General features: G+C 70.0%; 15 protein-coding genes and 2 pseudogenes. 11 read left to right on the top strand and 6 right to left on the bottom strand.

From position 1 onward, the window contains the following. Positions 1–92 precede the first annotated feature (92 nt). Entirely contained in the window at positions 93–527 is a 435-nt protein-coding gene (locus tag U9R90_RS07915) for a transposase (protein ID WP_411055676.1), read from the top strand. Here the strand turns inward: U9R90_RS07915 and U9R90_RS07910 are convergent. Together U9R90_RS07910 and U9R90_RS07905 are read right to left on the bottom strand one after the other, a co-directional pair. Then, positions 454–630 carry a hypothetical protein gene (locus tag U9R90_RS07910; RefSeq protein ID WP_411057791.1) on the bottom strand — a complete coding sequence of 59 codons (177 nt, stop codon included), beginning with the start codon at positions 628–630 and terminating at the stop codon, positions 454–456. The genes U9R90_RS07915 and U9R90_RS07910 overlap by 74 nt on opposite strands. Before the next feature lie 156 nt (positions 631–786). Next, positions 787–2,010, bottom strand: a complete 1,224-nt coding sequence (locus tag U9R90_RS07905) for a hypothetical protein (protein ID WP_411055675.1) — start codon at positions 2,008–2,010, stop codon at positions 787–789. Between the two features lie 239 nt (positions 2,011–2,249). Between U9R90_RS07905 and U9R90_RS07900 the strand changes: the two are divergent. Further along, positions 2,250–2,543, top strand: a pseudogene (locus U9R90_RS07900) (transporter); the annotation flags it as partial. A gap of 403 nt (positions 2,544–2,946) precedes the next feature. Here the strand turns inward: U9R90_RS07900 and U9R90_RS07895 are convergent. Next, complete coding sequence (locus U9R90_RS07895; protein WP_411055674.1) at positions 2,947–3,615, bottom strand: nucleotidyl transferase AbiEii/AbiGii toxin family protein; 669 nt, start codon at positions 3,613–3,615, stop codon at positions 2,947–2,949. A 5-nt stretch (positions 3,616–3,620) separates the two neighbouring features. Further along, positions 3,621–4,013 (bottom strand): hypothetical protein, encoded by a 393-nt coding sequence (locus U9R90_RS07890; protein WP_411055673.1) that lies wholly within the window; start codon positions 4,011–4,013, stop codon positions 3,621–3,623. 483 nt (positions 4,014–4,496) lie between these two features. Between U9R90_RS07890 and U9R90_RS07885 the strand changes: the two are divergent. Then, a pseudogene (locus U9R90_RS07885) lies at positions 4,497–4,772 on the top strand (extradiol ring-cleavage dioxygenase); the annotation flags it as partial. Between the two features lie 305 nt (positions 4,773–5,077). After that, entirely contained in the window at positions 5,078–5,353 is a 276-nt protein-coding gene (locus U9R90_RS07880; RefSeq protein WP_411055672.1) for a DUF1876 domain-containing protein, read from the top strand. Positions 5,354–5,425: 72 nt separating this feature from the next. Here the strand turns inward: U9R90_RS07880 and U9R90_RS07875 are convergent, their stop codons facing one another. Further along, on the bottom strand, positions 5,426–6,439 hold the full coding sequence (locus U9R90_RS07875; RefSeq protein ID WP_411055671.1) for an Acg family FMN-binding oxidoreductase: 1,014 nt from the start codon (positions 6,437–6,439) through the stop codon (positions 5,426–5,428). 408 nt (positions 6,440–6,847) lie between these two features. Between U9R90_RS07875 and U9R90_RS07870 the strand changes: the two genes are divergently transcribed. Beyond that, a complete protein-coding gene (locus U9R90_RS07870; RefSeq protein WP_411055670.1) occupies positions 6,848–7,981 on the top strand; it encodes a site-2 protease family protein in 1,134 nt (377 codons plus the stop codon). Between the two features lie 41 nt (positions 7,982–8,022). Next, the gene (locus U9R90_RS07865; protein WP_411055669.1) at positions 8,023–8,595 is read left to right on the top strand and encodes a universal stress protein; all 573 of its coding nucleotides are present in this window, start codon (positions 8,023–8,025) and stop codon (positions 8,593–8,595) included. Positions 8,596–8,650: 55 nt separating this feature from the next. On the opposite strand, the gene U9R90_RS07860 is transcribed toward U9R90_RS07865, so the two are convergent. Then, complete coding sequence (locus U9R90_RS07860) at positions 8,651–9,688, bottom strand: GerMN domain-containing protein (RefSeq protein WP_411055668.1); 1,038 nt, start codon at positions 9,686–9,688, stop codon at positions 8,651–8,653. 278 nt (positions 9,689–9,966) lie between these two features. Between U9R90_RS07860 and U9R90_RS07855 the strand changes: the two genes are divergently transcribed. The 5 genes from U9R90_RS07855 to U9R90_RS07835 all read left to right on the top strand — a co-directional run bounded on the left by U9R90_RS07855 (position 9,967) and on the right by U9R90_RS07835 (position 13,572). Beyond that, a complete protein-coding gene (locus tag U9R90_RS07855; protein ID WP_411055667.1) occupies positions 9,967–10,518 on the top strand; it encodes a flavodoxin domain-containing protein in 552 nt (183 codons plus the stop codon). Positions 10,519–10,874: 356 nt separating this feature from the next. Further along, positions 10,875–11,285: a cell division protein SepF gene (locus tag U9R90_RS07850; protein ID WP_411055666.1), complete on the top strand. Its 411-nt coding sequence runs from the start codon at positions 10,875–10,877 to the stop codon at positions 11,283–11,285. Positions 11,286–11,341: 56 nt separating this feature from the next. Then, a complete protein-coding gene (locus U9R90_RS07845; RefSeq protein ID WP_411055665.1) occupies positions 11,342–12,583 on the top strand; it encodes an AAA family ATPase in 1,242 nt (413 codons plus the stop codon). Next, the gene (locus U9R90_RS07840) at positions 12,580–12,942 is read left to right on the top strand and encodes a nucleotide pyrophosphohydrolase (RefSeq protein ID WP_411055664.1); all 363 of its coding nucleotides are present in this window, start codon (positions 12,580–12,582) and stop codon (positions 12,940–12,942) included. The genes U9R90_RS07845 and U9R90_RS07840 overlap by 4 nt, the downstream gene beginning before the upstream one ends. Positions 12,943–13,089: 147 nt before the next feature. Continuing rightward, a complete protein-coding gene (locus U9R90_RS07835) occupies positions 13,090–13,572 on the top strand; it encodes a DUF6099 family protein (protein WP_411057675.1) in 483 nt (160 codons plus the stop codon). Positions 13,573–13,591: the final 19 nt, after the last annotated feature.

Raw genomic sequence — 13,591 nt, 5'->3', positions numbered from 1 at the left:
TGTTCAGGGCTTTTCCCCTGTTCACGGCGTGCCAGTGAGGCCGGGGCCTGATCCTGCGAGGAGAGGTCGGCGCGGCGTGTAAAGGCCAGACCGTGGAACGGGTTGAGCACCGGGGTCAACGGGACGCGTTCGCAGCGGTGACGGCACTCCGAACCGAGTTGTACTCCTGCCTGCTTTCGCGCGGCGATGCCCTGTTCGAGCTGTGCGACGCGTTGCTGTGCACGGACAGTCCGGTCCGCACCCTCGTGGACTTCGCCCTCGCCCCCGAGCACCGGCGTGGACACGGTGCCCTCAACTCCGAACAGAACCAGAGCCGGATCGATGTCGCTCGGCTGCGTCGGGCTCTGGTCGGGGTGCCGTTGCCCCAGGCAGCCGAGGGCCGCCTGCCACGCCTTCGGCCGGGCCTAGCCAGCCTCGGAAAGCACGTCTGCTGGCCTACCTGGGTGTGCCGGTTCAGCTTCGCCGTGCCGCGTCCGCTTTCCGCACCATCTTCGCCGCGTGGTCAGCCGAGTCGGCCAAGTTCCTGAGTGCGCGGGAGACCCGGCTGAGGAACTCCACGATGTGGTCGGCGAGGGTGTCCTGCTTGGTGCTGGTGCTGGTGCTGGTGCGGAAGGTGGTGCTCTGGGACACGGTCGGCTCCTCGGAAAGGGGGTGCTGGGTGTGCTGCGCCCACTGTGGCACTGGGGACTGACGTGTCGGGCGGAAACACGACACCTCCCACCCGAACCGGGCAGGGGGCTCTGGCACCAGGTGACGCAGCGAGGGCGGTCAGTGGTGGCCGATAGATCACGCCTCATGCTTCCTGCGGCACGAGAAGTGCTCTGGCAGCCCTTCGGGTCCTGGAAGGCTTGCGGGCTGACCGCAGCCGAAGCGGCAGAGCGGGATCGCTTGACCCGACGCGTCGACCGGAACCCTGGCAGCCTCAGTTTCCCGCGGTCGGGACTCAAGGACGATCGCGCGGCTGCCCCGTCTCTGCTTCGGTTCAGCCCGCATCTCTGAAGCCGGACGGTCCTCGGTGCACCTGTCGCGCCGGTCCCCCTGTCGTACGGATGGCTGGCGCGCCTTGTCGTCCAGGGCGGGCCCGTTCGCCTCGAGGTACTGCTGCCACTGCTGTGCCGGGAGCCAACCATGGTGGCCGCCCCGCTGGAATGGGATCCGCTCACCGGCCGCAGCTTCCACAATGAACCGGGTTAGGGTCAGGCCGCCTTCCCCTGTGAAGGTGCTCGACTGATGGGCGGGCATGAGGACGCGGTGCCACCCCCCGCAGTACCCGGAGTCGGTGGGATTCTCCGGGTCGTAGGGCTTCTCCGGGCACCGGGTGAGCGCGCCGTTTTGGTTGCACTGGCCCTCCTCCAGGACGAAGTTGCCGTCCTGGACCGCGATGGGGTTCTTCTGCACGCGAATGACGGAGGCCGGCAGGTTGGGCGTGCGGACGTAAGGGACGGTGCCGATACCTGCGTGGTCGGGGTCGGCGAAGTCCCAGACCGACTGAATACCGCCGCGGCGTCGGAACCCCTCCCGTGCACGCATTCCACGGGCTGTCTGGGCGCTCAGCTGAGGCTCGTAGCCCAGGACTATGCCGTTGGCGCCGTTGATGCGTACATCGAGGCGCGCGTGCCCGTCGGTGGTCTGCGACTCGATGTCGGCGTGGAAGCCGTGATCTTCGGAGTCCTTCGCGACGCGTTCCTTGCGGGCGAGGTGCTCATCGGACTCGTGGCTGATGGGCTTCTCCCCGGGTTTCCGGTAGTGGGAGGCAAGCCATACGCCGTCACGCTGGACGAGGTACATGGGGACGCGTCGGCCGCGGACGTCCCGGCAGTCGGGGCAGATGAGCCCGCGCTTTTCGACGGGGACACGTCCGCGCATGCGCAGGAGCACGTTCAGGAGGTCTTGGCCTTGCGGGACTCCGAGGTCGGAGCGGTCCAGGTCGAGGTTGCGGCCGGCCGGTTCGTAGTAGACGGGGTTACGGAAGAGGTCTTCGTCGCTGTCGATTTGAAGGTCGTCGTCCATTGGTACTCCCCGCAGCCGCCACGAGTAGGACTCACAAGGCTACGCGGAGGGTCTGACAACCGGGGCTGACCTGTATAAACGCAGCTTCCGGGCGCTGTCCCCCGAGGCGCGGGGGACGCGAGCGCTCTCCGGCCGGACCGTACACAGGGCCTCACACTATCTTCACACCTCCGTAGCCTCTCGCGGAAACACTCCCGCACCTCATCGGCGTTGGTGATCTCCGAGCCGAGGAGGGGAAGGTGTCGGGCCTGAAGCTGTTCCGCACGGATACGACGAATAGCGGCGTGACTGAGGTCACGCCGCGTCTTGCTGAGGCCGAGGCAGGTGTGCAGGGACTCGTCGAGGCGCACATGGAGACGCTGGTGGATGTCTGGTTCCTGGCGAGCGAGTACAGCACCGGGCCGTTGCACGGGGGCCGGATCGATTCGCTCGGGCTGGACGAGAACGGATCGCCGGTCATCATCGAGTACAAGCGTGGCGTCGACGCCGGCGTCATCAACCAAGGTCTCTTCTACCTGGCGTGGCTGACGGACCCGACTCCGTCGGCAGGGGCACGGGCAGCTTCGTCGGCGTCGTCTTCGAGCCGTTCCTTTGCTGCCTGTACCTCGCGAGGGTGCTTGCCGTGCTTGAGGTAGTAGCGGCCGTCCGCCGTGACGACCGCGACGGGTGGCCCGCTGCCGCGCCATGTTCTCTTGATCAATCCGCGCTTCTCAAGCGCCGCAGCCGTATGGATGGTCTTTGGCGGGAGAACCACGGCCTCAGAAGCAGCCGCGATCTCTCGCAGCATCGCGGCCTGCTTCTCCGACAATGAGTACTTCCACGGCCCAGGACTCCGCTCGGCTCAGTGCAGGGAGGAGCGTCAGGCGGCAGAGGCAGGTGCTGCGGGGTTTCGTAGCCCGTCTGGGTGGCTAGAGCCGTGTGAGGGTTCGGGCGTGATCAGTCGATGTCCGGATCATCGGACTCTTCGAGGCGTCGGGTCGCGAGGTCGTCGGCCCACTCCACGGCCCAAGCGCGGAGAGCGGTGATCGTGGCCTCGTCCAGGCCGTAGGCGGCGAAGGCTTCGTCGTCGGTCCACTCGGCGCCCGTGAGGTTCGACTGCAGGTCTTCGTGCTCGAAGCGGCCGCGGGCGTGGCGGCGGCCGAATTCTTCGAGGTCGGCAGTGTTCCAGCGACGGGAGGCTGCGAACACGTCGATCAGGTCACGGGGTGCTCCGTGGTCGGCGAGGGCGCGGACCTTGGTTCCGATCACGTCCTCGTCCGCGAGGACGGGCCCGTACGGGCTCTGGGTGACCGGTCGCCAGAAGACTTCCTTGAGGATGTCGACCTCGCACTCCTGCCCGGTGGCTGGGTCGGACACTGTGAAGCGGGCGGACAATGGGGCGGTCTCCAGCGCCTGCACCTTCCAGCCGCGGGCTTCCAGGCCGACGCGGACTACAGCCGCGATGTCGGCCATGGGCGCCGCGTTCTCGGTGGCGACATCGAGGTCCTGGCTCGGGCGGTTCACGAGGCGGTGCGCCCGCACGGCATATCCGCCGGTGAGAACAAGGGGATACGGGGAGCCGAGGGCGATCACATCTGCCAGGAGCCGCGTGTGCAGCTCCGGCATGTCCGTCACGCGGCTGCCCGGCTGCGGGAGGCGAGCTGGGGGAAGGCGTCCTCCCACACGGTGCGCACGGTGCGACCGACGAGGGTGCGCAGCACAGGCCACAGTTGGAGGAGCAGGTCCCGGTTGAGGTAGCGGGGCAGGTCGTCGTGCAGGCCCTCGTGCAGGACGGTGCGGTACAGGCCCATGCGCTGGCGAGGCTTGCTCATGTCGTACGAGGTCATCCCCGACCAAGCCATGTGCAGCGGCAGATCCACGATCCCCCGGGTCGGGCCGTGCAACTCGTCCAGCGACTCCGGTAGACGCCGCCGGAACTTCTCCCGGTACAGCGCGAGGTCCTCGGCGACCGCGCCCGAGCGGTCGCTCGGTGTGGGTGCGGGGTGCTGTGGGCTGGAGGGCATGAGTCCATTATGGCGGCCGGAGAAGTGACGCGGGTCATGAGCCAGCTGGCGTCTTGAGTGAGCGGGACGGTGTCCGCTGGGGAGCTGGTCGTGGCAGCTCGGTCTGGCCCGAGCAGGCGGGACGGGCTGTCGGCCGTGACGCTCGTTTGCCGCTCTGGGCTCCCTTACGCTGCACAGCGAGCCGAGAAAGCACCTCTGACCTGGTCTTTTCCACGACTCACTCAGGCCGACACCTTTCCGATGACGCATCATGTGGAGTGCGTGGCGATCCTTGAGCCTGCCGAGAAGGGCCGCTGACCTGTGGTTTTGGCCAGTGCTCAGCATGCGCGTTACGGGCGTACGTGCGGTATCTGACGCACGCGACGCACGTTACGCGCGCCTCACGCAGGAACTGACGCATTGAGGTCGTAGACCTGGCCGTCCGAACCGCGGAGGCGGCCCTCGAAGCGCGGGGGAATACAGGCCGCTCTGCGCGGTGTGGAACGCCTCCTGCGTGTCAACGAACACCACCACTCCATCGCGGTCGGCGCCGTACGCGGCCTGCCGATCGACCCGGTCCGAACCCGGATCCAGCACCTCAACATCCAGGCCGCCGGCCTCGACGACGTCGCCCAGAGCTACCAGCGTGTGTGCGAACTCGGCTTCGACATGGCCCTGTCTGTGGGACAGCACACCAACGACAGGGAGCTGTCGTCCTACGCCCGCACGCCCTCGAGCTTCGAGTGGGAGGTTGGCTGGAACTCCCTCGTCATCGACGAGGGTCAGCGGTGCCCTGCGGTAGTCAGTCCGCGGTGTCCAGGCACTGGCCTGCGAGGTCCTTCATCCTGACCGAGATCCGCCTCGTGGTGCCCGCGATGGGCCGCCTCCTCGCGCGGCAAGGGCTCCAAAGCGTCATGGTGCGTGCCGGGACCGGACGGTGACAGGGCCGACCGGCCCTCGCGTCCGCCTCATGGCGGGGTCTCATGCTGCGCCACCGTGTGAGTAGGGCCGTTCGGCTCTGTACCCGGCAGGGGAGACGGAGCACGCTGAAAGCCCGGAGTGCGCGGTCGACTTGAGGAGTGATCATGATGGAAACCAAGCAGTGGACTGTGCGGATCCAGATCACCGAGGACGGCGACGACACCCACGCCCGCGCGGTCCTGACCACCGGGGACATGTCCACTGTCAGCGGCAAGGGAGTGGCTCGGCGTAACCCCATCGACCGGCCCATACCGGAGATCGGTGAGGAACTCGCCGTCAGCCGTGCGTTGGAGGATCTCGCGATCCGGCTGCACGACGTCGCCTCCGACGACATCGTGCAGTTGACCGGGCCTGCGCAACCGGCATCGCGGCGTCTGTGAGTCTCCTCGCGTCCCCGTGGGCCCGGTCGGGTCCTCCGGGTCGTGCCGCGCCGGGACGCGGGCACCCGGACGTCAAGCGGCGGCCGGCTCCTCTATGGACAGTACGTCCTGAACCGGGCGGCGAGGGGTCCGTAGCGGCCGGTTGCTGTGGCCGAGCCGCATGATCATCTGCGGGCACTGCCGTGATGCGATCATGGTTCGGACCTCGGCCCGCAGTCCGGGGATTTCCAGGGGCTGGGTGTGGAATCCGGCCCTGACCCTGTGCCCGGCGGCGTAGAGCAGGATGCGCTGGAGCGCCTGCCCCGCGCGTAGCCAGTCCTGCGGAGTGTCGTGCGGTGTGTTGAGCAGGACCACGAGCCCCGTTCCCGAGGTCGACGTCCAGGGCGAGTCACCGGAGCCACCGGTGGTGCGGTTGTGGGCGTGTCCGGTGAAGTCGCGTGCCGCGAGGAGAGTCGAGTCCGGGGGGAACGGGCTGGCTTCGGCGGGCACCCCGTCGAGGCGGCGGCCCCGCTGCGGCTGGGTCCAGCGGGCCAGCTCGGCGGCATGGCCGGGGCTGGAGCGCTGGAAGGCCTCGGCCTCGCGGACGATGGCGGCGAGCCTGCGCTGCTCTGCCGGTCCGGCGAGCGTGGAGAACTCGGCGCCCTCGGCCAGTGCCTGCCGCCGTAGTGCGTTGACCAGGGGCGCCGGGAGCGGCGTGGGCTGGAACGGGCCGCGATGGGTGTGCCGCCGACGCAGCGCTTGGTGCATCAGCTCTTCCTCGGGTGTGGTCCGTGCGTACGCTCCCCAGCTCACCCTGGCCAGCAGGGTCGGGAGCCGGGGGTCGGGGTGCGGCCGTACGACCGGCAGGAAGCCGAGATGCCGCATGGCGATGCGCAGATTGAACAGGGCCGCGCCGCAGCTGAGCGCCATCTCCCGGCCGCTCGGGTCGGTGGTCAGGAGCCTGCGGGTGACATCGGCGTACAGCAGGATGTCGCCGCCTCGGCAGGTGAAGAGCCAGGGCTGGGAGTTGTGCAGCGAGGGCGCGGTGACCGCCGCGCGGACCAGGTAGTTGGCCGCGTGGTCGCGTGGGGTGCGATGCGTGGACATGGTGTGCCCCCTGGTTCTCCGTTCTTCTGTTCTTCTGTACTTCTGTACTTCTGGGCCTCTGGGCCTCTGGGCCTCTGGTTCTCGTCGGGCCCGCCTCTTGCTTCAGCGTCGTCGTCGGTCGGGACGCTGCGCAGGGGCCGATCGTCCCCCTGTGTGGTCTGTCCGGCCCGGACCTGAGAGGTGCCCCGCCGGGCCAGAATGGTGGCAAGAGAGACATACGGGCGATGCCCGCTTGTGGTGCGCGTCGCACGAGGCGGCTCAGTCAGTCACGCCACGTGTGCAAGCGTCACGTACGGTTACGCTGCGTGTGGTCACGTCCGTGCGGTCACGTCGCATGGCTAGCAGCGCCCTGCCGGAACCGGCAGGTGGGATGTCCGGTTCCGTGCCGGGTGCCGGAGGGCGGACACGGTGAAGGAGACACTGCCACTGGGCCGGATCGCAGGCGTACGCGTCGGGCTGCACTGGAGCGTGCTGGTCATCGTCGTGCTCGTCGCGCTCATGCTCGCGAGCGGACGCTTCCCGACCGCCCACCCCGGTGAATCGGCCTGGACCTACTGGGGGCTTGGTCTCGTCACCGCTGTGGCGCTCCTGGTCTCGCTGCTCGCGCACGAACTCGCGCACGCCGTCGTGGCCCGACGTAACGGCGTCGAGGTCGACGGAATCACCCTGTGGATGCTCGGCGGGGTCGCGCGGCTGCGGAGTGAGGCACGCGAGCCGCGTGCGGACTTCCGGATCGCTGTCGTGGGGCCGCTGGTCAGTGCCATGGCCGGGATGCTCTTCGCGGGCGTGGCCGCGTGGCTGGAGGTGCTTGGCGCTCCAGGACTCGCGGTCGAGGCCGTGACCTGGCTGGCCGTGATCAACATCGTCCTCGCGCTGTTCAACTCGCTGCCCGCCGCACCACTTGACGGTGGACGGCTACTGCGCGCGTTCCTGTGGCGGCGTACCGGCGACCGGGTGCGTGCGGCGTTGGGCGCGGCGGCCGCGGGGCGCCTGTTGGGGTGGTTCATGGTGCTCACGGGCGTCGCGTCCGTCCTGCTCAGCGGAGAACTCGCCGGGCTGTGGGCGGCGCTCGTCGGGTGGTTCGTGATCGCCGCCGCGACGGACGAGGGGCGGGAAGCGCGACTGCTGAACGTGCTCGCCCAGGTTCGCGTGCGGCAGGTGATGACGCCCGATCCCGTCACCGTGACGGACACCACCACGGTCGCGCAGCTCCTCGCCGGCGCCCCGTTCCGCGGCTACCGCCACTCGGTGCTCCCCGTAGTGTCCCAAGACGGCACCGCGGTCGGCCTGGTGACGTTGACGCAGATCAACCACACGCCTGTGCGGGCCCGTTCGGTCACCCCGGTCGGCCAGGTGATGCGTCCCCTGGACGAGGTCGTGACGGCCACACCGGACGAAGCAGTCCCGGATCTGCTGCCGCGCCTGCAGGCGAGCGACGAGCGTCGCGCCCTCGTGTTCGAAGGTGAGCGCCTGGTGGGCATCGTGGCTCTGTCGGACATCAGCCGCGCGGTCGCGTGGCTGACGGCGATGGCACGGCCGTGACCTCGGCATCGGCACACGAGGCCGGAAACCGAAGGAACACCGTGTTCGACGGGTTCGACGGGTTCGACGTGTTCGACGACAGGAACGGGGAGGCGACCATGGAGGAACCGCCGTACGGCAGCGTGATCGTGGGCGTCGACGGCTCGGCCGCCGCGCTCGCCGCCCTGCGCTGGTCGGCCGCCAAGGCCGAGCAGCTGCGGACCCGTGTCGTGGCGGTGCACGCCTGGCTGCCGACCGCGAGCCTGCGCGCGCCCTACGCAACCGCCGTGGGGCTGCCCACGCCCGAGGAAGAACGGCGCAGGGCGGCGGCGACGCTTGAGGAGACGGTGGCCCGGCTGCTCGACCTGTATCCGGAGGCACGGATCAGTGCGTTGCTCGACCAGGGTCCGCCCGCGCCGGTGTTGCTGCGCCATGCCCGGCATGCGTTGCTGCTCACCCTTGGGCGAGGGTCCCGCGAGGACGTCACCCTGCCCGCGCTCGGTGCGGTGGCACGGGAGTGCGTGCGGCACGCGACGTGCCCGGTGGTCACCGTGCCCGAGCCACCGGCGGACGCCAAGGAGGCAGAACTTCCGTGGCTGTTCGAGAACACGACCCTCGGACTTGAACGCGCCTGAGCCTGCCTGATTGGTCTGCCTGATTGGTCTGCCTGAATGGTCCGGTCGGCCACCCTTACCGCTTCACGGTCAGCGGCACGGTGTCGATGATCACTGGGCGACCGTCCTTCGGGGAGTCGTAGTACGCGGTCAGCACCCCGGCGCCCGAGCGCGCGGCCTTGTACGGGATGGTCACGTCGTACGTTCCCCGGGTTCCGGAACCCGAGGTCGCGGTGGCGAAGACATTGGCGGCGGTGCCCCCTGCCGCGTCGGTGACCTTCAGTCGGAGCGTGGCCTCGAAGGTGTTCGCGCTGCCCCACACCCGCACGGGGGTGCGGATGGTCTCGCCGATCAGCGGCGACTCCACCAGGATCTGCGGCGCCAGGTCCTCGAAGTCGGTTCTTCCGACCGGCCGGTTGAGGACGATGCCCTCGCCGCCGAACGCGGTCACCGGCTTGCCGTCGAGCTCGAACCGGACCTTGTCGATGCTCGGGAAGCGGGTGGCGGTGAAGACGACCTGGGCGAGCCGGGCCCGCATGGACAGGCTGCCGCCGCCGTCGTCGTAGCGTTCGGACAGATCGACGGTGGCGATGCGGTCGCGGATCACGACGGAGTTCAGGGCCGTGTCGGAGGGGATGGACGTCGTACGGTCGTGGCCGCGCTCGAAGCGGTCGGGTCCGGCGAGCAGGGCACGCAGGGCGCCGGCGGCGGTCGTGGGTGCGACCACGGAACGCGGCGCGGGGGACACCTGCTCCCCGTGCAGGAAGTACACGGCGGTACGTACCTGCCGCTGCCCGTCGCCAGGAGCCGTGGGAGCCGTGGGCGCCGTGGACGCAGTGGGCGGGGTCGGTGTCGGTGTCGGCTTTGTGCCGGGCGTGGTCGGCCCGGAGGGGCCGTCTCGGCGAGGGCTGGTGCCCGGCGAGTCGGTTCCGCCGGTGGTGCCGCCCGGGGTCGGGCTGCCAGTACGGGTGTTGTCCGCGGGCGGGTCCGCGGTGCTGGTGTCGTTGCCGCCGCCGCACGCGCCCAGCGCAAGCGGGAGGACCAGGACGGTGGCGAGAGCGGACGGGCGGAGCCAGCGGAATCGTGTGGGCGTCGAATGGACCTGGGTGCTCATGGCAGCCTCCTCCGAGACGTACAGCACATACCGCCAAGGCAGGTACTCCAAGTGCCGTACGGACCTGGTCAGACGGGCCGGACGGCCCCTGAGGCAGGGCCGGTCGGGTCGGGAGGCCGCGAACGTCGTCCAAGCACCCGGGGACGGGCGGGCCACAGCACTCGCCGACCGGCCCGGGAAGGGGACTTGAGGCCCCTCCACACAGGGCCGGCGCGGCGCGACGCTGCTGGTACGAGCGTGTGAGCGACGCTGCTGGTACGAGCGCGTGGAGGTGGAGCATGAACGTTCTGGTGGGATACGCCACCGCGCACGGATCGACCCGCGAGGTCGGGGAACACATCGCGGCGCGGCTCGGCGAGAAGGGGCTGAGGGCCGAAGCCCGGCCCATGCGCGAGGTGGACGACGCCGACGCCTATCAGGCGTACGTCCTGGGCAGCGCAGTCCACGGGCAGGCGTGGCTGGAGGAGGCCAAGGACTTCCTGCGTAGCAACAGCGACCTGCTGCGCTCCCGCCCGGTGTGGGTCTTCAGCGTGGGCATGCCTGACGCCCTGCGCGGCCCATGGAAGCGTACGGCCGCCCGTAAGGAGGACGACGTCCTCGCCAAGGACCTCGCCGAGCTCGTCCCGTTCCGCGGCCACCGGCTCCTGTCGGGCGTGATCCGCCCAGGCCACCTACCCCTCACCGGCCGGGTGTTCTTCCGGCTGATGGGCTGCCGGTACGGGGATTTCCGCGACTGGCCGGCCATCGAAGGCTGGGCGGACCGGATCGCCCGGGAGTACGGGCCCGGTCCCCGGGAGTACCGGCCCGGTCACGGCTCTCCAGCCGAGTGACGCGGAGAGGCGACGGGGAGAGGTGGCGCGGAGACGTGACGCGGAGACGTGACGCGGAGAGGTGTTTCACGGGCTGTCAGGTCCGTTGAGGTCGATGCGGATGTCGACGACGCCCTCGACGGCGCGCGTCAGGCGGGCGAGGAAGCGGGCCCGTCGCGGCCGCGCCGGTCGGATGCGTAGCACGCGACCCTGGTGGTGCTGATCTGCGGGTTCGTGGCGGTGGGCGCGGCGCTCGCGTGACGCGTTCACCTGATGCGTTGCCCGTGTCGGTGTTGGGCCGATCGGGTGAGTCGCGTAAGAATTGCCCCGGTCAGTCCATGTCAGTCAAGCAGTACGAGCCCGGACGGGGTGGGGCAGTGAACAGCCACGACGTCACCGACGCACAGTGGGAAGGGCTCGCCCAGGTCGTACCGCTGCGCAGCCGTAACGCATGGCCGTCCTGGCCGGGGCACCGGGCGATGCCCGAGGCGAAGACGGAGGCCAGACGGCGTTTCGTGGTGATGCGGGTGAACGTCTTCTCCGACGCGCGTGATGTCGCCCAGACGGTGATGGCGCGGGTTCCCGTGCTGCTCGACCTGTCCGGCGCGGAGAGTGAGGTCGCCAAGCGCGTACTGGACTTCAGCAGCGGGGTCGTCTTCGGCCTCGGCTGCGGCATGCACCGGGTCGAGCGGAACGTCTTCCTGCTGGCTCCGTCGGGCACCGAGGTGCAGGAGTTGGTGGAGGGCGTGGCCACGGCAGCGGACGAGGCCAGCGTCCCCCGATCGTAGGAAGGTCGGTTAGGCGGAACGGTTCTGCGTGCCCCGCGTTGCCTAGCGTCGCGCATATGACAGTGACGTGGGACAGCGCGACGGGTACCGCGGGTGCGGGCGGCGGTGCGGGCGGAGGCGGCGCGGGCGGCGGGCCCGCGGTCAGTGAACTACGGCTCTCCGCCTTCAAGTCACACCGGGGCGTGGAACTCGCCCTCGGCCCGATCACTCTCTTCGCGGGTCCGAGCGGGAGCGGCAAGTCCAGTGCGCTCCAGGCGTACGAGGCGTTGGCGCGGCTTGCCGGGGGCGCGGAGCTTGGCGAGGTGTTCCCCGACCCGGTGGGGTGTGTGCCGGAGCGGGCCCGCCCCGACCAGCAGCGGCGGCGCGGGTTCCGGATCGGCTGTACGGTCGTCGGGCCCGCTGGGCCGGTGCGGCTCGACGTGGCGGTGCAGGCCGAGCCCGAACTCCGGGTGGTCGGCGAGCGGTTGACGTCGGGCTCGGTGGTGCTCCTGGAGTCGGCGCTGCGTGATCCGTCGCGGCGTTCCGTCCAAGCGGCCTGGCATACCGCGGGCACGACACCGGTGACCAGGGCGCCACTGCCCGACGACCGCCTGGGTACGGCGCTGCTGCCGCTGCGGGTCGCGGGCAAGACCGCGGGCCAGCGGCAGGTACTGGCCGCCGCCGAGCAGGTCGTGGTGGCACTGCGGTCGGTCTTCGCCTGCGATCCGCAGCCCGCCGGGATGCGGGCGCCGGTGCCGGTCGGGGACGGGCGCCTGCAAGGCGGTTGCGGCAATCTCGCCGAGGTGCTGCGGCGCACCAGGTCCGAGTGCGTCACACGGCATGCGGCGCTGGTGGCGGCGGTGCGGGCGGGGTGTGCCGGGCCGGTCGCGGACGTACTGGCCGATGTGCTGGCGGACGGGACGGTACGGGCCGTCCTCGCGCGCGGCGACGGGCAGGGTCTGACGCCGGTGGAGCGACTGGGCGACGGCGAACTGCGGTATCTGGCGCTGGCCTTGGTCCTGCTCACCGGCCCTGGGGTGCTGGCGGTTGATCCGGTTGCCGAGGTGCCGTCGGCGTATCAGACGCTCACCGTGCTCACCGACGGGTTCGTTCGCGGTATGGACGCCCGGCAGGCGCGGGAGCTGATCGCTCTCGCGGTGCGGATGTGCGCCAGGGGGCACATCAGGCTGGTGGGGACGGTGCAGGACTCTTCGTGGGCAGCTGGCCGCGGCGAGGGTGCGAAGGGCGCGAAGGGCGCGCAGGGCGTGGACGGCGTGGACGGCGTGGACGGCGTGACGGTGGTAGACCTGGGGCCGTGACCGAACTGGATGTAGAGAAACTGCAGCGCAGGCTGGCCGAGTTCGCGGCGGCGCGGAACTGGCAGCCGTACCACACGCCCAAGAACCTGACCTCGGCGCTCAGCGTGGAAGCCGCCGAACTGGTCGAGATCTTCCAGTGGTTGACTCCCGAGCAGTCGGCGCGGGTGATGGACGACCCGGAGTCCGCGCACCGCGTGCGGGACGAAATAGCCGATGTACTGGCCTATCTGCTGCAGCTGTGCGAGGTGCTCGGGATCGATCCACTGGCGGCGCTGGCCGCGAAAATCGACCGCAACGAGCAGCGCTACCCGGTGGGTTCGTCCGAGCCGGTGATCCCTCGTCGTCACTCTCCGGAGTGATAGATATATCCACAGTCGAGCATCTGTCCACAGATTCCCGAATTCCCCTGGTCTTTCGGGCTGGTTGCGTTCACTCTGGGTAGTGGAACTCATAAGGATGCGAGTTCGACGGAGTGGTCGGCAGTGTGGGACGGACGGGGGCGGCGCATGGACGCGGTGCGGCTCATCCGCGCGAGCAGGGGTGCCCTGGCGCGGAGTGAGGAAGCGGCGGACATCATGGCGGAGGCGTGGCAGGCGCAGGCCCTCGCACAGGCGATAGGCAGTCGGCTGGCGGTCGGTGGGCCGCCGGAGCTGCGGGGTGAGGCGCTGGGCCTGACCGAGGTCAGCGGCCGGGGGTGCGGGGTCCTCGGCACCCCGCCGCTCGGGAACGGCGGGATACGCGCGGCGCGGCTGACGGGTGTCGATGACGCGCGCAGCACTCTGGTCGGGCTGGGCGGGCTGCTGGGGGAGGTCGGGATCGCGCTCGTGTGCGTCGCCTGCTCGGCGGACCAGGAGCCGCGCTACTGGCAGTGCGTCGAGGCCATCGACGCCGCCGACGAGTCACGGGACCGGGTGCTGGAGATGCTCCGCCGCCTCGCGGCCCGCGAGCGGGGCCTGTCCGCCCCGGACCCCACGGCGGGACCGCCTTGAGGCTGAGGGGCGCGGGGGA

It is taken from the genome of Streptomyces sp. E11-3 (assembly GCF_046540415.1).
Classification (GTDB): Bacteria; Actinomycetota; Actinomycetes; order Streptomycetales; family Streptomycetaceae; genus Streptomyces.
This window is presented reverse-complemented; position numbering and strand designations above follow the sequence as displayed.